2 protein-coding genes are annotated in these 21,796 nt (G+C 50.0%); both read right to left on the bottom strand.

Features of this window, described 5'->3' with window-relative positions; genetic code table 11:
• Window positions 1-90 precede the first annotated feature (90 nt).
• Window positions 91-10,101, bottom strand: a complete 10,011-nt coding sequence (locus MHB85_RS13045) for an SDR family NAD(P)-dependent oxidoreductase (protein ID WP_341073050.1) — start codon at window positions 10,099-10,101, stop codon at window positions 91-93.
• Window positions 10,098-21,785 (bottom strand): SDR family NAD(P)-dependent oxidoreductase, encoded by an 11,688-nt coding sequence (locus tag MHB85_RS13040; RefSeq protein WP_341073049.1) that lies wholly within the window; start codon window positions 21,783-21,785, stop codon window positions 10,098-10,100. The genes MHB85_RS13045 and MHB85_RS13040 overlap by 4 nt, the downstream gene beginning before the upstream one ends.
• Between the last annotated feature and the right edge of the window lie 11 nt (window positions 21,786-21,796).

Here is a 21,796-nt window from a genome sequence, read left to right as displayed (position 1 = left end):
GCAGATGCCCATTCATCAGAAACATTTATGTTCTGCTGCTCTCCCGTACCGTGCAAAACGGTTCATGCACCCTGTCAACACATCGTTCTGTTACACATTCAGGGATGCAACTTTGTTCAAGTTCAGCTCTTGCATAAAAAGAGGTCTGGTCGTTCTGACAAGCCCCAGTTGATCCAGTGATCCTGTCAAAAGGATTTCCAGTGCTTTCATGGCTTCAGCTACTTCAATAGAACCGATACCGGCATTGCTCATAAGTGTGTTGTATTCTTCCGAGGCTACACTTCCCACACTTCCCCAATAACCCCAATTGATCACTTTGACATCATAGGAACGCTCCCTCGCAAGCTGATGAGCAAACGCATCCTTGAAGGTGCAGCCAGCCGCATAATTGCTTTGCCCAGGTGACCTGGTAAACGAATTAAAGGATGAGAAAAACAGCATGAAGTCGAGGTCATCCTGTCCAAATACCTGAGCCATGCTTGCACTTACAGCGACTTTTGCAGATAAGACAGCCTGAAAACGATTCTCCTCCATATTGGCGATACTCTGATCCTGCAATACAATCGCAGAATGAATTACACCATGAATATGGGGATGTCTTCGCTTGATCTGTTCATAGGCCTTCTGGAGGGAATCTCCATTTGTCGCATCTGCCACAATGTACTCGGGAGCACTCCCCAGAGACTCCAAACGTTCTATACAGCGTTGAATGATTGAATCAGGTTCCCTGCGCCCGATCCAGATAATACGTGCATTGTACTGCCGGATCATGTATTCGCTCCACACCTGTCCAATGCCACCTGCCCCACCAATGACCACATATACTCCCTCTTGGCGATAAGCATCCTGGATTGCATGTTCATTGTGCACATTTACCGGGATCAACTCCTGGCGTAACCACTCGTTATCCCTGTACAGATAGGCGTTTCCTTGCGCATTCCAAGGAAGTTCCTGCATTTGGGTCTCCGCCCATTCAACCTCATGCTCCAGATCGAGCAGTTTTATGCTCCACCGGGAGTATTCTTTGGCCAAAGAGCCCGCAAAACCATGAATGCTTGCATGGGTAGGATTAATTTCGTCCATTGGAGAGGATGGGATCGCATTTGTCGTAATGAGGGTCAAACTCAAGCTTCGATTACCGTATCCAAGCTCTAGTAGACTCTTGATCATTCTGAACAGCTGAAGAACCCCCTGCTCCTGTCCCTCAACAATGGAATCATCTGTCATGCCAACATTACCGGGAGACGGGGCCTGCCATACGATATGATCCAGAATGGCAAACTCCGACAGGCTCTCCTTCCAACCGAGTATGCTGTTATGGGGCAACATGTGCATTGCGCCCGGATATAGTTTCAGGGCTTGCTTATGACTTGTATCGTTGTCACTAATGATGAGTACCTTGTTACCAACGGATAGCGGATGCGCTGTCTCCTCCGGCGTAAATACACTCCATATGGGTGTCATCAGAACATGTCCAACAGGAGGTGTACCCCCGGTCGTCAACGGATTTTGAAATAAAGGAAGCCTATCCGCTGTGGGAGCTTTACATGCCAATTCGGTCATCCGAATGCATAACTTTCCGTCTGGACTATACATTTCAATCTGAAACTTGATCAGCCCCTGTGCCCCAGAAGAGTGATCCATCCGTTGGACACGCACCCACATCTCTTCTGTGCAAGGATGCAGGATTTCCAGATGATCTAGTGTAAACGGCAGTGGCACTGAATCAGGACTTCGGCCCCCCTCCACATGTTGCTTCAGCAAAAGACCCATGGAGGCCTGGAACGCCGCATCAAGCAAATATGGATTCATTACATATCGCTCTGTATGTCCGACTGCCGGAGACAACCGCAACGGTGCCCAAACCTGATGATCCTGGATGAATAGCTGTGTAAGTCCCTGAAAAGCGGGCCCGTAGGATAGACCCAATCCGTCAAACAAGGAATAACACTCCTTACCTGAAAGGACACGTTCTGCCTTCTCAACCAGCCAAGGTTTGTTTCCAGTTGGTTGAACGGATGCCTGTATTCCCCCCAGCAGAACGGAACCCTTGCAATGTGTTCGTTTGAGTTGCTCAGATCCATGAGTGAAGCTATAGATCTCGAAACCTATGAGTTTATCATTCTGCTGTTTAAGTTCGATCAGAACATCAACCGGCTGATCCACCTGTAGAGGCATCATCCATGTGACTTTCTGAATACACCGTACCTGCAAGGATTTGTCGAAAAGTCCAACAGCTTGCTGAACCGCCGCTCTGGCCATTTCCAGATAGGCCGTACCGGGAAGCCATTTCTCTCCGTGGACCTGATGATGGGCCAAAATCGTTTCCTCGCCCGTAAACGTACTGGCATATCGTTGCAAACCAAAGCTGGATGTATTGCAATGTACAAGCGGATGTAAAATAGGTACGCCTGTATGTTGGATTACTTTACTTCTCTGTTCTCTTGAGACAAGGGGTTCAGGTACCCAGTAACGTTCAGCTGCAAACGGATACGCCGGCAGACTGATTCGACGCGGGTGCTGCTGTCTGTTGTCCCCGTATAGCTCCATCCACTGGATCACTGCCCCTCGTGTCCAGGCGTCCAGTACATGCTCATAACGACCCTGGGACAGCCAGCGTTTCACATTCTCTTTCATGTCTTCCTCATCTGTTAACCAGCCCGGATTGTCTTGTCCTTGCTTCACATGACCCTGATAATACTGGCTTCCTTTGCCTACCGGTTCCGCCTGACCCGCCTGTTCCACATAGCTGTCCAGCTTGACGAGTAGCTCGTCCACCGTTTGCGCCAGTACGCTCAACCGAGCCTCCATTGCTTCACGTCCGGTTTGCAGCGTATAGGCGATCTCCCTTACACTCCAGCTGCTCTGCCCAATGCGAAGTGTATCCCGCAGCTGACGCGCCTGAACGACCAGTCGTTCCTCGTTTCTCGCCGACAGCACAACCATCCCGGGAACTTCATTTTTCTCGCTTTTCTCGTGTTGCTCGTTCGCCTGTTCTTGCACCAGTTCGGGTTCCCGGTATTCCTCCAAAATGAGATGAGCATTCGCTCCACCTGCACCAAACGAGGAAATTCCCGCCCGTCGCGGTACGTTCTGACCGTCCACCCTTGGCCGTGCCCAAACGTCTAACTCCCGCTGGACCCTGAACGGGGTTTGACTAAAGTCAATATGCGGGTTCGTCTGCTGCACATGCAGGGACGGCGCCAGCTCCCCATGCTGCAATTGCAACAGCACCTTGGTGACTCCCGCGATGCCTGCTGCGCTCTCCGCATGTCCGATATTGGATTTCGCTGAGCCAATGGCACAGTAGGCTTCTTCCGATGGCTCTTGCTGAAAAGCTTTACTCAACCCCGCAATCTCGATGGGGTCACCAAGCGACGTACCCGTGCCATGGGCTTCCACATAACTGATCGTCCGCGGGTCAACTCCCGCCTCACGCAAGGCCCGGCCGATGACGTCCGCTTGAGCGTTGGGATTCGGCACGGTATATCCGTTCGTTTTTCCACCGTGATTCAAGGCCGACCCTTTGATCACGCCGTAAATCCGGTCCCCGTCTGCAACGGCTCGTGCGAGCGGCTTTAACAGGACCGCGCCAACGCCTTCACCCGGCACATACCCGTCGCCCCCTTCACCAAAGCTCTCACAACGGCCTTTGCTGGACAGGAATCGTCCCTGGGACAACATGATATATTTGTTCGGGTGGACCGACACATTCACCCCGCCCGCCACCGCTACCTGACATTCGTTCTGTCTCAGACTTTGGCACGCCAGATGAATGGAGGTCAGCGAAGACGAACACATCGTATCCACCGCCAGACTTGGTCCGCGGAAATTACAGAAATACGACACCCGGTTGGCGATGGACGCCGGATTACCCGAGAGCGCAATTGAGGACTCGGCCCCGTACAGCTGATATTCCTCGTACATCACACCCACGTACACCCCCACGATGTCCGCCGCCAAACGCTCCCGCGTATACCCCGCATCCTCCAGCGTCTCGTACACACACTGCATGAACAATCGTTCCTGCGGGTCCATCATCTCGGCTTCCCGGGGAGAGATCTGGAAGAACAACGGATCGAATTCGTCCACACCGTCCAGAAATCCACCCCAGCGTCCATAGGTCTTGCCCGGCGTGCCCGGCGCCGGATCATACACCTGCTCCTGATCCCAGCGTTCTGGCGGGATTTCGGTGATACTGTCTGTTCCACTGCGTAGATTCTCCCAAAACTCATGGATATTCCGCGCTCCCGGATACCTTCCCGCCACACCAATAATGGCGATATCCTGCTGCGTATCGACAGCTGTGTCCTGTCTGGATGCCTTTGTCTGTGACTCATTCATCCGTGGGACAATCGTTTGGGTCTGTCCAACAGCCAGATAAGGCGACCGAGCCTCACCTGGGACCGAAAAGGCAGGTTGCAGTACGGGCTGCTGTGCTTTGACATGTTTATCTTCCAAAGGTACCGATGCTGCATCTGAGGCTGTATAGGGATCTACCTCCCTTAGCAACCTGTCCAGTTTTTCGCCTTGCTCCTGTAGAAAGTAACTGCTCAAATCCCCGATCGTCTGGTACTCAAAAAATAACGTTTTGGGCAGAGGTCCGAACAAACTCTCCAGCTTGTTCGTCATCTGCATGATCAGGATTGAATCGATTCCATACTGCTCCAGAGGTGCGCTGGCTTGAATTCGGGATTCGGGCAGTCCAATAACTTCGGCAAGGGTTTGGATCAGAAATTGAACCGTCCGTTTCGGTTGGTCATCTGTCTGTAATCGGTTTAATTCCCCGACAGGTGAATTTATTTTATTCATGGATGCCAGCCCTTTGATTTCACTATTGGAAGCCAGGGACCCCTGTTGGTTTTGGGAATGTAGAAGCTCCCTGATCCGGGTCACATTACCCGACAAAACAGCAATCTGTCCGGCCCCTGTTGCCAAAGCCCCATATAAAGCCTGTATGCCGCTAACCGTATCCATGGCTGCCATACCGTAACGATGGAACATCCTTTGCTGAACGGCTTCAGATATTGTCATGCCACCTTCTGTCCACAGCGGCCAGTTTATGGAGATCGTCCGTCCAAATCGCTCCCCCTTCTGCACTCGCTGGTGCCGCTCAGATGCAAAAGAATCCATAAAAGCGTTGGCTGCCGCATAGTCGGCTTGTCCGGGGTTGCCAAACATTGCGGCAACAGCCGAGCAAACGATGAACAAATCCAATTTGTCCTCCCGAGTTGCTTCATCCAAATGAACAATACCGGACACTTTTGGTGCAAAAACGTTCCGAAGATCGTCCTCTCTTTTAGCAAAAATGGGATGATCATGTATGATTCCGGCACAATGAATAATCCCATTCAGTTCACCAAACTCCAACTTCAATGAACTCACCAAATCTTGCACGGTCCGCCAATCCGAAATATCCCCCTGTCTGTAGACGAGGTTGATTCCTTTTTCACGCAGAGCATCAAACGGTTGCCGAATCGTGGTAGAGGATGTCCTCCCTACAGCAACAATGGTACAGGAAGGTGCATGACGCGCTATTTCTTCAGCCATGATGATGCCGAGAGCACCTGCTCCCCCAGTAATTACGTATACCCCTTCCGATTTCCATGGTATGTCGAATGAGCTTTCAAACGGATCATATTCAATCATTTTCCAATCCTGAACGTGACGAAGCCCAATACCTGAAGACCCTGGTGTACTCTTATAACGGATTAACCCATGCTCCGGGTAAGCGCGGTTATCGAAGAGCATGTTCGCCAGCATCTCCGATTCCGGCTTATTCATGACCTCAATAACCTGACCATGAAAGGATGGATTCTCCAGTTCGGCCGTTCTTAACATAGCGGCAATTCCCTGATACAACGACAACTCGCCAGGAATAACAATTTGGAGCCATTTTTCATCGTTAACATGGGACACTGCCCGCATCAGCAGCTGGATCTCTTCGAGCACCCGCAATGCACCGTTGGTGAATAATCCGTCCCAAGTCTGGCTGAAATCCGTTGAAGGAATACGTACACTTCGAATGGAAAAACGCTGTAAATATTGCTCAATTCCCGGATAACTGTGATTGCTGTCTTCGAATAAAAGCACCACATGATTATCCACGGTTATGGTCTCATTCCCGGAAACGCCTCGGGTAAATGTGTCAGCAGGTGCCACTTTCCAATAGGGTTCAGCGAGCAAAGTCCCTTCAGCCCCAATCTCTACCTGTCCGGGAAGCTCACGAAACGTCAGCCCCTTGATTCGAAGGACAAGCTGTTCCTTATCGTCATATCCATCAATATCAACCTTTTTCGTTTCAATTAGGAAGTCGTTCGGAGTACAGGCGCGAACATGCGACCACATTAATGATGTGCTGTTTCCCCATATCTGCACTTGCTCCAAGGCAAACGGAACCGGCGTTATACCAGGCGAACCTCCTGCTGCTGCCAACAGAAGTCCAATGGATGCTTGTAAAGCACTGTCTGTAAGACCAGGGTGAAGCTGACCTTCGCCATATTCATGGGGCAACCCTTCTGTAAGGCTCAGTTTGGCAAGTACCTGATTTGTCCCGATGTACAACTCTTCTATTCCTTGATAATAATCCCCGTATTGCAGACCCATTTGTTTAAACTGGTCGTAACAACCTTCCCTTGTATAAAACCCTTCGGTGCATTGTGTTCTGATCTGTGTCAGATCTGTCTGTCCAGCTTCCCAAGTCTGCATCATGGTCGCTTGCCCAAGACAGTGAACAACAGCCTCTTTCGCACCTTGGCTCTGTATCCGAAACTCGATTGCTCCCCGTTCAAGCGGATGAAGCAAGACGTCAACCTGAACAGGCTCATTGTTCACCTGTAGTGGATCATACCAGCCGATATCGCTCAGACTTACCCATGTCTGTTCTCGTTCATCATGCGTATGAGCCATTTCCACTGCAGCACGAGCCATCTCCAGATAGGCCGCACCCGGAAATACACTTTCCCCTTGCACGACATGATCCTTCAGGAAAAGCTCCCCGCCATCAAAGGTGGAACTGAATTGGAGAGCGGCCAAATTCGAGGTATTACGATGCAGCAATGGATGAAGCAACTGGTTTGAATCCTCTCTGCTCTGGTCAGTATGCTGACGGGTCACACGACCGTGTGTTGATGCATAACCAGCATCAATCCAGTACTTTTCTTTGACAAACGGATAAACGGGCAGCGAGATTCGTCCCGCGGGTTCGTGCCCAAACAACAATTCAAAATCAAGATCATACCCCTGCATATATAAACTTGCGGCAGCGGATAAATTTTCCGTAAATTCAACCGAATCCGGTGATTCCGAACAATGCCGCAAACATTCATTTCCATAACGCATTAATGAAGACTGTGGGCGCAGCGTATGGGCCAGTTCCACCACCTGAACTTCTGCCGCAGATCCCTTTTCAAGCCATTTCTCCAATATTCTGATTAACTCTTGTTCATTACGGACCACACAGCTCAATCGGGAGTTCATATGTTTTCGTCCCATAAGCAAGGTATAACTCATATCCCAGCAGCTCACATCGGATTGTTCTTTGCAGAAGCTAACCAGTTGCTTGGCTTGAATTCGCAATTGTTCCTGGGACTGGGCGGATAAAACAATCAGGTTCCCGGGGCAATTGACCTTCTGACTTTCTTTTACAGGTGCTTGTTCAATGACCATATGTGCATTCGTTCCACTGAAGCCAAAAGCGCTGATTGCGGCCATCCTTTTAACACCCGGCGGTGTGATCCAGTCGGTTGTTTCTGTATTGATGTAAAAAGGACTGCTTTCAAACGAAATGTGTTCATTACCTTCCTGAAAATGAAGGGAAGCTGGAATTTGTGCATGTTTTAACGAAAGCAAAATTTTGATCAGTCCTGCCACACCCGCAGCTGCGGCTGTATGCCCAATGTTGGTTTTGATTGAACCGAGAGCACAATAGCTTTCCTCTTCGGTGTAAGCGCGGAATGCTTTTACAAGTGCGCTGTATTCAATGGGATCTCCCAATTTAGTTCCGGTTCCATGGGCTTCAACCAGCTGAATATTTTCAGGATGGATGCCAAAACGATTGTAAACCTCACACATGAGCTGCTCCTGAGACTTCGCACTTGGCGCGGTGAGCCCGTTCGAGGCTCCATCCTGGTTAATGGCTGTACCGCGAATAACCCCATGGATGTTGTCCCTGTCACGCAGAGCATCACTCAAACGCTTCAGAACTACAACTCCTGCACCTTCTCCAGGCACAAATCCGTCTGCCCGCTGGTCAAACGTATGACATCTGCCTGTCGTTGAGAGCATGCCGGCCCGGTTGGATGCAATGAAAAAACCTGGGGTGGACTGTATAAAGACCCCTCCGGCAAGCGCCATTTCTGTCTCTCCAGACCATAATCCCTGACAAGCCAGATGAACCGATACGAGCGAGCTTGAACATGCCGTATCCACAGCAATGGCAGGGCCCTGCAAATTCAGATAATATGCGATTCGAGCAGGAATGACTGAACCCGAGTTACCCCAGAATGCCTGCGGAACAGGATTCGTTCCAAGCAATGTCCGGTAATCAAGCTCATTAAATCCCGCGTATACACCACACTTCAGTCCGGCAACTGCCTGTCCTGCATATCCAGCATCTTCTAGTGATTTCCAGCATTCCTCAAGAAAAATTCGCTGATGCGGGTCCATATGAGCAGCTTCGGTGCCAGAGATATTAAAAAATTGAGGATCAAATTCATCTATGTTTTCCAAAAATCCACCATGGCTGCAATAGGGAATATCTTTTTCAAAATAAGATGATAGATCCCAACGTGTAGCTCTCCCGACCATATCTTTTCCTGCGACCAAGTTCCCCCATAAGGAATGAATATCATCTGATTGCGGAAATCGGCCACTCATCCCAACAATAGCGATATTTTCCCGCTCCACCTGTAAAGGAATATAAGACTCTGGCAACGCAGAATGCTGGTCATGATTGTGTTCGGATGAACCTTCTGTTTTGTATGCATGCGGGGCAGAAGCTTCAGAGCTCAACTCCACCGGTTCTACAGATTTGGAAGTCTTTTCGATGGTCTGCACAAGGCCGTCCCTATACTTTTCAACGATATGGCTGGATAACAACTCAATGGAGCTATAATCAAACAGGCTGGATACCTGCAAAGATATGGATAACGCCTCGTTGATCGACTGAATAAGCCGCACGCCTGTAATGGAGTCCACACCATATTCGGAGAAAGGTTCCTCTGAATCAATCATGGTGGTGTTCACTTTAAGCGAAGCAGACAGCATGTCTGTAACGATCTCTCTTACATGTGCTTTCAATGTGGTTGCTGAAGTGCTCTCCACACCAAGGGATGACTTGCTCGCCTTCTTTTCTTGCAGTTCAGGACGGCTTTCTGGAGAGAACGAATCATTGGACTGTAATTCAGACCGCACCTGATTGGAAGATCCAACTGGAGTAACCTCTGAGTCAATCTGCCTGACTATGCCGTCACTGTATGCCACAATGACCTGCTGTCCTTCCTCATGCCAATCTTGTGCAGGAAATTCGATAGAATGAAAACCCGCTTCCAGTAACAGTTGTTCCCATACATGAGGTGCTACTCCGGGAGAATCGGTTAAACGAAGCTCGGGGTCCTCATACAGCCACCACCCATCCAACAAACCAAAGGTAAGGTGAGTGAAAAGGGAATTGCTGCTAATCTCGTTAATTAACAGCATTCCGCCTTGTTTTAGCAGAGCCTTCACATTACGCAGTGTTGTCCGCAAATCGGGAGTTGCGTGCAGCACATTGGCTGCGATGACCACATCATAGGCACCGGTGTCTATCTGCTGGGCAGACGGAGCATAACAGACATCAAACCTACGATAATTCATGAATGGCCTGCCCGCTCCATACTTTTGTTCACCATGCAAAAGGAATGCTTGGGATACATCCGTATATGCATACTCTTGAATATGTTGTTCCATCAGTTTCAGTCTGTTCAAAACGGCTGCACTTGTTCCTCCGGTTCCCGCCCCAATCTCCATCATGCGGAGAGCAGATCTGTCCAGCTGGATGTTATGCTGCACATAATGTGCTGCTGTTTCAGCAAGCACTTCGTTATAACGGTTTATTTTCACGTGTATATCCCCCCGACCAATTCCATAGAGGAATCAGGAAACATAATCTCGGTTGCCAGGCATTTTCCGCCGAGAATATCTGGCAGCGCCTTCAGCATCGTTTCAACCAATCTGATTTGTGATTCCGCGCCGTGGTGTTTGATCCAGCCAGGTTTGTTATGCTCCCATTCCTGCCAAGCCGTTTCGGCATTCGGCGTGTCGTTATTGCATACCCTGTAACCAAAATCGGTTTTCATCAGATAGCCGTAACGGACGAGCGCGGTCAAACTTCCTCTGATCCAATGCGCGTAGGTATCCGACAAATTCTGTGTTAATTCAACCAGAGTGCCAGAGCTAACATCGGACACAAACCAGCCGGAGGTATGCAGCTGCACCCACATTAGCTTTGCAAGCAAGGGCTCCATCTTTTGGAGCAAATGACCTGTATCTTGCTCTGGATGAGAGATGCGCATGATGCCGCGAGTCTCTGGCCTGCTCTCCTTTATAGGGTGATCCGACATGTAAACCCGTACTGACTTTTGCATATGGATTCCAGGAATCGGATGTGCTTTTGTTTTTAACAAGGCGGCCTGTGTAAGGTCCAAGCTCATGAGCATCTCCAAGGCTTCCATCGCTTCAAGCGCCTCAATTGAACCTACACCCATCCGGTCCATGCGTTCCCTGTATTCCAATGAAGCAACACGGCCTATATTTCCCCAGAAACCCCAGTTCATAATTTTGACCGGGCACGTCCAGGATTGTCGCAACCAATGCGCAAACGAATCTTTAAACATACAACCCGCCGAGTAATTGCTCTGGCCTGGTCGTCTGGTAAAAGAGTTCATGGATGAGAAAAAGAGTACAAAGTCCAGATTTTCTTTCGCAAATATGTTTGCCATCACAACACTTACATCCAGTTTGGCGGTAAATACATGTTGAAATTGTTCCTCTGTCATCTGTTCCAAACTGCCATCTTGCAAAACAATTGCTGAATGTACAATACCGTTTATGGTCTTGAACCGGCTCTTGATCGTTATATACGCACCCATTAAATCCTCTTCATTGGCTGCATTGGCCGAAATATATTCGGGAGCAGCCCCCAGAGCTGACAAACGATTCTGCTTATGCCGTATCTCGTCGTTGTATTCACTTCTTCCGATCCATATCACCCTCGCCTGATAGGTCCGGATCATATATTCGCTCCATACTTCACCGATACCGCCAGCTCCACCAATAACAACATAGATTCCGCCATGACGATAATTGTTGTTGTCATGAGGAGCATTGCTCTCCAGGCGAACAAGTTCCTGACCATACCAGCGGTCATTTCGATGAACCTGGAGATCCCCAATACCTTTCGGTTCCAGAGACAACGCCGTACGAATGGAATGTGCATTGATGTTACCGGCTTGCAGATCGACGAGACGCACACACCACTGTGGAAACTCCTGCGCCATCGAGCTGGCAAGACCGTGAACTCCGGCATCCACAGGATGAACCGGATCGCTTGGCCAGACGGATTGTGTCTGACAAGTTAAGAACGACCATTCTAAAGGGCGAGAACCATACCCCATCTCAATCATGGCTTTAATGATTCGGAACACATTTTTCACACCCGTATTCTGTGCCGTAATAAAATGATTCAGCGACTTCGGTGGGAGCGACATATGATTGGATAACCAAATGATATGATCAATAGAATCAACCTTTTTCAAGGCATTCATCAGACTGACGGGATCTACAGCAGTTTCCGCATCCATACGGATTGATTTTGCATGGATCTGATGAATCATCTCCCATTGCTCCGTTGTACCTCCAATGACCAGCCATCGTTTATTTCCAGGATTAAATTCGGACTTTTCCGTCTTATCGATTACTTCCCATATTGGGGTCAGCATAAGAGTATGGTCCGATGCCTTCGATGGCTCCGCAGGGGAAGTGCCCTCCTCCACCTTTGATTCACTTATCGTGTTGGCCTGAGCTTGCTGCGGAATCCAGTACCTTTCTCTTGTGAAAGGATAGGTTGGGAGACCGATTCGTTGGGGTTTACCCTCAGCAACATATAATGTATTCCAGTCCAGGTTCAGACCCTGTACCCATAATTCCAATAATTTCTCATGCTGGCCCTTCTGCATCCACCGATTCACCATTTCTTCCATGTCCTCATCCCGACTAAGGATGGAAAGCATCTCTTTACCCTTTTTCACATGACCGGTATAGAACAAATTCTGGGAAGCATGTGTTTCCATATCGTTTGCCTGGTCAATATACTCTTTGAGTTTCAAGATCAGTTCATCTATGGACACCGCCAGCAATCCCAGACGTTCTTCCATCGACTCACGCCCAACCTGCAACGTATAAGACAGGCTCCTCATATCCGAATCCTCATATATTCCGGTACATAACACCTCAAGCAAGTCTTTGGCCTTTGCCAAGAGTCGTTCCTGATTTCTTGCGGACAGCACAACGATAACTGGAGATTCTGGGTGATCTTCGCCAACTGTTATCGGTTCCGGATACATACTCGTCGGGGTATACTCTTCAATGATGATATGTGCATTGGCACCCCCAGCTCCAAATGAAGATATGCCTGCACGTCTTGGGATCTGCACTCCATCTATTTCCGGACGCTTCCATGGTTCGAGCAACTTCTGAACCAAAAATGGACTCTGGGTAAAATCAATGTTTGGATTGGTCTTTTCCGCGTGCAAGGATGGCGCGAGTTCCCCATGCTGCAGCTGCAGCAACACTTTTGTTACCGCAGCAATACCTGCTGCGCTTTCGCAGTGACCAATGTTGGATTTGGCCGAACCGATAGCACACTTGAAGTCGGATTGGACCGTCTGCTGAAATGCTTTTGTTAAACCGTTCACTTCAATGGGGTCCCCGAGCGAAGTTCCTGTTCCATGCGCCTCCACGTAACTAATCGTTCGCGGATCGATACCTGCTTCACGCAGGGCGTCACCGATAACCTCAGCCTGTGCGTTGGGATTCGGGACGGTATACCCATTGGTTTTGCCTCCATGATTCAGCGCTGATCCTTTGATCACACCGTAAATCCGGTCGCCATCCGCTATGGCTCTCGCCAACGGTTTCAACAGAACTGCGCCAACGCCTTCACCCGGAACATAGCCGTCCCCACCTTGGCCAAAGCTCTCACACCGTCCTTTGCTAGACAGAAATTTCCCTTGGGACAAAAGAATATATTTGTTGGGATGGACCGACACATTCACACCGCCAGCTACAGCTACCTGGCACTCGTTTTGTCTCAGGCTTTGACAGGCCAAATGAATGGATGTTAATGACGAAGAACACATTGTATCCACGGCCATGCTTGGTCCGCGAAAATTACAGAAATACGAAACCCGATTGGCAATGGAAGACGGATTACCGTTGAATGCCATGGAACTCTGGGATCCATAGAGCTGATACTCCTCATACATCACACCTACATAAACGCCCACTTTCTCCGTGCTCAAGCTTTGTCTTGTGTATCCCGAATCTTCAAGTGTTTCATATACACACTGCAAAAAAAGTCGTTCTTGGGGATCCATTGTTTCGGCTTCACGAGGAGATACCTTGAAAAACAACGGGTCAAACTCATCTACACCATCCAAAAAACCACCCCAGCGGCCATAGGTTTTGCCTGGAATTCCTGGCTCTGGGTTATACACCTGTCCGTGATCCCAACGTTCCGATGGAATCTCGGTAATACTGTCCACACCATTTCGCAGGTTATGCCAGAATTCCATGGTATTACGGGCACCTGGATATCTGCCCGCCATTCCAATAATCGCAATATCCTGATGATCATTATTCGAGTCTTTTCCACCACCAGAGGGTGAGTCCATATGAATGGACAGATCCAGATCCGTTTTTTTCAAAATAGGTTCGGCTTCGGCTTTAAATTGGGTTCCTGTCAGCAGCTTTCGCTTCAACATCATGGCATGCGTTGGTGCGTGCGTTCGAGAGTCCGACACATTCTGTACATTCGTTAACACATTCTTCTGCGGTGTTCCAGCCGGTTTCATCCCTTGTTGCTGAAGCAGCTTATCCAAACGCACCTGATGCATGTTCATAAAGTAATGACATAGTTCCCTCAGGGTCTGATATTCAAAGAACAGCGTTTTGGACAAGGACCCCAATTCATTCTCCAGTACGTCCGTCATCTTCATAATGAGCAGCGAATCGATACCATATTGCTCCAGTGGGGCATCTGGCTCAATCCTTGATTCTGGCAAACCAATCACGGGTGCCAATTTTTCGATTAACCAAAGGATCGCTCTATCCTCACGATTGCTTTCAAGTTCGGTGAGTTCTTCCGTATCCTCGATACTAGCAGGTATATCTGCTTTTGAACTCTTGGCAAGGTTTAATTGACCCACGAACTGCTCAGCGGTTGCGTGGAGGTTCATTTGTTCCAACAGTGTCCTTGCGGAAATGTCCCATCCATGCCGGGTCAGCAGTCTGCGGGAAAGCTCACTCCATTGCACCGGGTCCAAACCATATTCGCTCCAGTCCATGTCCGGATCAATCTCCTGCTCCCCTACGTTCAACAAAGCGGCCACTTCCAACGTGAGCACAGCTACAGCTTCCTGTTGGGCCATGCCTCCCGCCAGAGACGCTCCAAGCTCGGTTGATAACGATTCCGGGGAAGGTCCATTAGCGTTAGTGTTTGCTGACTCCATCGGTTCAGTTGACCACGAATCTCCCGGTTCCAGCAGGCTTCTGCGCAGCACCAACAGATTGCCTTCCGCAACCGCCACCTGACTGCTTCCACTCGCCCAGGCCTGATACAGCGCCTTCACACCCGAAGCGGTTCCCATCGGTCTCAGCCCATGCTGTTTCCACAGACGTGCCTTCCCCTCTTCCTCCAGCTGCATCCCGCCTTCTTCCCACAGCGGCCAGTTGATGGACAAGGTTCGACCCTGACACTCCCCGCGCTTCATCCGTGCATTTCGGCTCACCGCATACGCATCCATATACCCATTCGCGGCGGCATAGTCGCCCTGCCCTGCATTCCCCGTCACCGCTGCACCAGAGGAGAACAGCAGCAGTATATCCAGCGCCTCTGTCCCGATCGCTTCTTCCAGGTTCCGTGTGCCATTTACTTTCGGGGCCAGCACCGCCTGCCAGTCGGGTTCCGTTTTGTACCGAATCAGACTGTCCCGGATCTCTCCGGCACAATGCAGCACCCCGTTCACCCGGCCGTATTGCTGACGAAGACGCCGAAATAGTGCATCGACCGCCTCTCTGTTGGTGACGTCCACCATTTCATAAAGAACCCGGGCCGGAAGCTGCGCCATCTCTCGCTGTACCGTCTCTGGCATCGCCGGAGATCGGCCGGTCAAAATGAGTGTACTGCCTTCTGTTTGAGCAGCAATTTCCTGGGCCCAGATACGTCCCAGTCCACCAGCTCCACCTGTAATGACGTAGACGCCTTCGTCCCTCCAAGGGGACAACAGCGGGAATCCCGTCTTTGTCTTCGGCTCCATCTCGGCTTCCGCATGTACATTTCGAATCAAATGTTCATCCATATCCACATTCTCATCCATGTCCACGTTAACCGCCTGCCAGCCCGCTCGCTTCAGCCCGTCCGCTTCCCAACGCAGATGGCTTTCCTCCGCATGGAGCGCACACTGGTACAGTTGTTCAGCCAACACTGCGGCGGATGTCTCTGGCTGGATTTCGACCAGCTGTGCCAGACAGCCCGGATGTTCCCGTCGCACCGTCCGCAGCAGCCCACTCAGGCCAGCGAACCGTCTTCCTTCTTCATCTCCAGCTATGACAATTTGCAAGGCCAATCGGCCGCTTTGATGTTTTGAAAGTTGCTGCTGCACGTGGTGCAGGATGGCCTGAACAGCCTGTCCGTACCGCGCCTCCAACGCCCCCGTTAACGCCATCTGCTCCCAGGGCAAATCCGCATCTGCATTCGCGTAATCTTGCGGGGCCCAATCACACAGCAGCACCGCCGGCTCGACTGCCGGAATTCCAGGCGTTAGAGCGCGCTGCGGCAGTTCCTGCCACTCGGGCTGCACCAACAGTACGCCTTCCCGGCTTTCCGGTACACGCGAGGTAATGCCCCGCAGCCGAATGCAAACCTGTCCCTCTGAATCGCACAGTTCCAGATCCAGTTTACGGACCCTCACCTCCGCGGCGGAAGATGCCGCAGGATCGGGGCGAACACGCACTACCACCCACATTTGCGCTTGGCAAGGAGCCATCACTTCCGCCTCCTCCAGCGCAAAAGGTAACGGAGCGGAAGCCGGCTGGTTTCCATACCGTTCTCCTGTGCTCCCAAGGGCAGCGCCCTCCAAGTTTACTTCACCCTTCAGAGGTGTGGATCTCAACGCTGCCGCGATCTCATCTCCTGCCAATAGGGCGATGGTCGCTTGCAAGGCTCCATCCACCATCCCCGGATGCAGCACGGTGTCCGCTTGCCCCTCGAAGAGGGCGTGTGGCAGACGAAGTTGCGCCAAGGCCTCGTCCGCCCCCCAGTGTAGTTCGACAATCGCCTGATGGGACGGACCGTACTCCAAGCCCAGCTTCCGGAACGTTTCATAACAGACTTCCCCGCTGGCCTGTCCCTGCGTGCAACGGCTGCGTACGGCCTGCAAATCCAGACTTTGCACGGCTTCTGCGAGGGGGCGTCCGATGCTCACACGCCCTTGACTATACACCGCTTCCCCAGACTCGATGGCAGACTCGGTGGATGACGCTGCCGATATTTCATAGGACAAGCTCCCATCGGCCTCGGCTTCAAGTGCAAGATGAACCTCCACAGGCTCCTCCCCAACGATGAGCGTTCTGCTCCACATGACATGGCGCAGCAGCAGACTATGTGTGCGCGGAGACCAGTTCGCTGCGTGTGCTGCTGCTGCCTGGGCCATCTCCAGCTGAACGACAGCGGGAAGCAGCTTGTGCCCCTGCACCACATGATCGCTTAGGAAGGGCTCATTGCCGCTGAACTGACTGCTGTACCATTGGCCTCGCAGCAGATCCGAGCGGTTATGGTGTAGCATACAGTGCAGTACTGCCGCCTTCTTGCCGGAACCTGCCATCACGCTCTCCCCTTTTGCATGAACCATGGGGACCCAATAACGCTCTCTTTGAAATGAATAGGTAGGAAGACTGATTCGAGTGGGCTTGCTGTCCTTCTGAACCATGCTTTTCCATTCAATGGTTATTCCTTTGGCCCATACTTCGGCGATAGAAGCCAGCTTTTTTTTGTTCATCCATATTTGGAGCGCTGTCCGAATGTCTTCATCTGATTGAAACATTTCTGTAATCGCATCTTCTTGATGCCGGACTTCTCCCTCATAACCAACCTGACTGTTCAACGATCCAATCCCCAGGCCTTGGTCCTTGCTTTCCAAGTACTCTGCACATTTCCTTTGCAGTTCCTCAAGAGAACGGACAACAAAAGCAACCCTATATCGCATATGTTCTCTGCCCACCTGCAGTGTGTATGCCAGGTTGGAGAGCTTGATTTCCTGTGTGGCGGTGGAATTTTGATGTTCCTCCCTAGTGGAGAGATAATTCATCATGTCGCGCACATGATCAAGCAGACTTGTTTGAGTTTTCGCAGATAACGGGATAATGACCGGAAGCTCGGACTCAAAATTCGAACCGGAGTTTACTACTGTCGGTGCATATTCTTCAACAACCAAATGGGCGTTACTGCCGTTTGCTCCGAAGGAGCTAATACCCGCTCGCAAAGGTCCGGTTTCTGGAGTGTTACAATCTGCCTTTACGTTTCTCCAGTCTCTTCCTTCCCTCTCCACATAAAAGGGAGTGTGCTGAAAAGGAATATACGGATTCAGACGCTCTGCATGCAGGGAAGGAAAAATCCGGTTGTATTTCATCTGTAGCAGTACCTTGGTTAACGCAGCTACACCCGCGGCTGCTTCCAAATGCCCGATATTGGACTTTAATGAACCAATTGCACAGCTCTGTTCCGGCAGTGACCAGTCCGCCAACGCTTTGTGCAGTCCCTGGACCTCGATCGGATCTCCGAGAGACGTTCCTGTCCCGTGTGTCTCAAAATAACTGACCGTTCGAGGATCAACCCCTGAACGTTTGAAGGCCTCTTTAATGACTTCCGACTGTGCCGTTGAATCCGGTACGGTTGGACCCGATGTTTTTCCTCCATGATTGATTGCAGACCCTTTAATGACTCCATAAATGGAATAACCTTCCTCTTTGGCATGACGCAGACTGGTCAGCAATACCGTTCCGGCACCCTCACCCGGCACATATCCGTCTCCGCCCTCTCCAAAACTGCGACATCTTCCATCGGATGACAGCAGCTGTGCCTCTTTCAAAAACAAATATCGATGTGGATGCGTAATGACGTTGACTCCACCTGCCAAAGCATACTCACATTCCTCATTTCGAATGCTTTCGCAGGCGAGATGAATGGCTGTTAATGCGGAGGAACACATGGTATCTACCGCAAGAGAAGGACCATGGAAATTCATGCAATACGATACCATGTTTGCGACGGACGCTGCGCTGACCCCCAAGGATGTAGGTACACCGCGATCTGTCAGTTCCGATGCAAACAGCTCATAATGGTTCCAGAATACACCAGCAAATACACCAACACTCCGGGTACCTGTTGAAGCATCATGATGCTGACTACGTTCAACCCGAAAACCCGCATCTTCACAAGCTTCCCATGCCGTCTCCAGAAAAAGTCTCGCCTGAGGGTCCATCATCTCCGCCTGACGGGGAGATAAATTAAAAAATAGTGGATCGAACTCGTCAATCTTATCGATGAATCCCCCAAACTGATAATATGAATCTGGCGTATACGAAAACCGCCCCTGTTCCCAACGTTCGATGGGAAAGCCTGTAATGCAATCCTTGCCTGATAACAGATTGGCAGCAAACTCATTCACATTCCGAGCCATCGGATAGCGGCCAGCCACACCAATAATGGCTATATCTTCTGTATGCCTTCCCGATAACCGCTTTTCTTTTCGAGAAACCTCATGATCATTTTTTGAAACTTTTGCGGAGGAAGCCCCCTCCACATGGATAACCGTTTGCGCAAAGCTGCGGATGAGCGAGGGTTTACCATACATCACAACAGTCTGCGGTGAACCATTCATCATAAGTGAATCGAACAGTTGCATTCCTTCGTTTGGAGGCAGCGGAACCAATCCCGTTTTGGCTTTCAACTGCTGCTCGTAAACTGGATCGATCGACATGCCTCCATTCGCCCATAGGGGCCAATTAATTGAAATGGTTCTGCCTGATCGCTGTCCTGCCACAACCTGCTGCTGACGCCGCTCTGCAAACCGATCCATAAAAGCGTTTCCACAAGCATAATCTGCTTGTCCCCTATTCCCGAGCACAGCCGATAGTGAAGAGAATAAAATAAAAAAGTCCAGTGGTTCATCACGAGTATATTCATCCAGGTACCAAAGTCCATGCACTTTAGGGCCTAGCACTTCCGAAATATTCTCTTTTGTTTTCTGTAAAATGAATTGGTCTCGGGTAATTCCTGCACAATGCACGATTCCCCGAATAACTCCCAGACTGGTCCGGATCTGCTGGATAACATGACTCATCTGCTCGCTATGATTTAGATCTGCCTGAAAATAATGAACATCCGCTCCCAGACTCTTCAACTCGGATATCTTAGCGGACTCTTTTTCGCCAAGAGAAGAACGCCCCACCAGCGCCAATGTAATCCTCCCTTGCTCTGCCAATTGTCGGCCCACCATCAAGCCTAATCCACCTAATCCACCTGTAATTACATACACTCCATCATACTGGCTTTTATGCGGCATCGGGATCGGCTTTTCACGGTATTTTTTCACCCTTCGCACACGAGATTTTCCGGTGTAATACACTTCAATAACTCCCGAGGAATGTGTTAACCGCTCCTTATTCAACCACTCCGCCCATTGGGCTTTTGTAACAGTATGAATATCATCCACCGTAATTGTCTGCCCATGCATATGGGGGTTCTCTGCATGAGCTGTTCTTAACAGTGCTCCCATGGCGCCTGCAAAGTCACTGCCCGTTCCTGACGGACCAATCACTTGAATATGGGTCTCCGTTTTGGGAAACTGCTGCATGTAATTCTGAAGCCAGACTATGCATTGCTCGCACATTTCTTCAAATGATTGTGGCATCATGGTATGTTCGCTGGTTAGGGTGACAACCTCTGATTGCGGAAAACATTCCTTGATCATTTGATCATGTCCAGTTGCCTGTTCGCAAAGAATGACAACGTGGCTCCGCACCGTGTTAGAGGTGTTACGCATATGCAGCGTGACTTCTTCCCAGAAGGGTTCGAGCATGATCAATGAGTAGTCATCACCCTTTCCCTGATCATGATCGAGTCCCGAAGTTCTGGTGCTTGCCTTGCTGACCGAAACTTTGTTCTCCGCATACTTATTTTCAGTAAATGCCTCAGACCAATGTTGGTGCAGGTATGCAGCAAGAGACTGAATATTGGAATATTCAAATAACAGCGTGGGGTAAAGCTGTTCCTTCACTTTGTTCTCCAGCGTCCTTGAAAGATTGATAAGCTGCAAGGAATCCAGTCCCATCTGATAAAATCCCAGCTCTGTATCCAAAATCGCTTCAGATGTTCCAAGCACTTTGCCGATCTCTTCCTTTAAATAGTCCGCAACCTGCTTCATACTTCCTTCTGGAACACTTCTTCGCCGATTCGATAGTTCGGATGTTTCATGTAGGCTGACAGATGAACTTTGAATACTGACCTGTGTGACCAGCTCTGGTACAGATGCATCCTTTGATCCTGACGCTTCTACCCCACTGGGATTCTGATGAACATCGGCCCATTTCTGTATCAAATGAGGATTTCGAATGCGTTTGGCGGTTAAACGCTCAAATTCAACCAAGGTCTTGCCAGCAGAGTCGACAATCCGAATATCCATGGAGACCAGATCCGGTGATGAGACCGAATGGTCTACAGTCAATGGTCGGGCGAGCGAATGCACACCAATCGTGTCAGGTAACGGGCCGAAAATACGAAACCGATCGATCATAAACGGAATATAGGGAGTCTGATGGTCATACATTCCCTGTGCTTTTGCCTTTAAACGGAATGAGGAGCCCGCAAACGTTGCTCCATCCAAAAAAGCCGCATGTGCATAAAATTCATCGGAGTAAGCGGAGGCCTGATCACTGAGATTCAGACACATAAGCTCCTGATTCTCATTTTGGTAGACGACCCCTGAAGTTTGCATAAATGGCCCATGTTCGATGTTGACCTGCCTCGCTAATTGATAAACCTCATCCATGCTCCACTGATCCCGGGATTGAGTTTTCAGATCCTGAACATTAATCACGGGTGGATTAAACTCGGGATCAACAAGAAACATCGTACATTGCATATGTTGTTCTTCACTGTCCTGATCGATGATACCATTCGTCACTTTGTTGCTCGTAATGGTTACCCTCCACTGCATCTCTGAGAGTACAGGTGAGAACGTCACAGCGATTTGACGATCAAATTGCTCTGATGTCACAATGGGCGTTGTAAACAAAATCTGGCGCAATTCGATGGCGTGTGTCTCTATATATAAAGCCGACAAACGATAGATCATATCCAGCAGAGTGACCCCGGGTAACGTACAAATTCCGTGTACACGATGATCCTGAACGATGGCGTTGCTGTGGCTTAATCGTTGCACGTACGTTTCCTGAATGCGTCCTATCAACGACAGTTCCC

It is taken from the genome of Paenibacillus sp. FSL K6-4396, assembly GCF_038002525.1.
Lineage (GTDB): Bacteria > Bacillota > Bacilli > Paenibacillales > Paenibacillaceae > Paenibacillus > Paenibacillus amylolyticus_B.
This window is presented reverse-complemented; position numbering and strand designations above follow the sequence as displayed.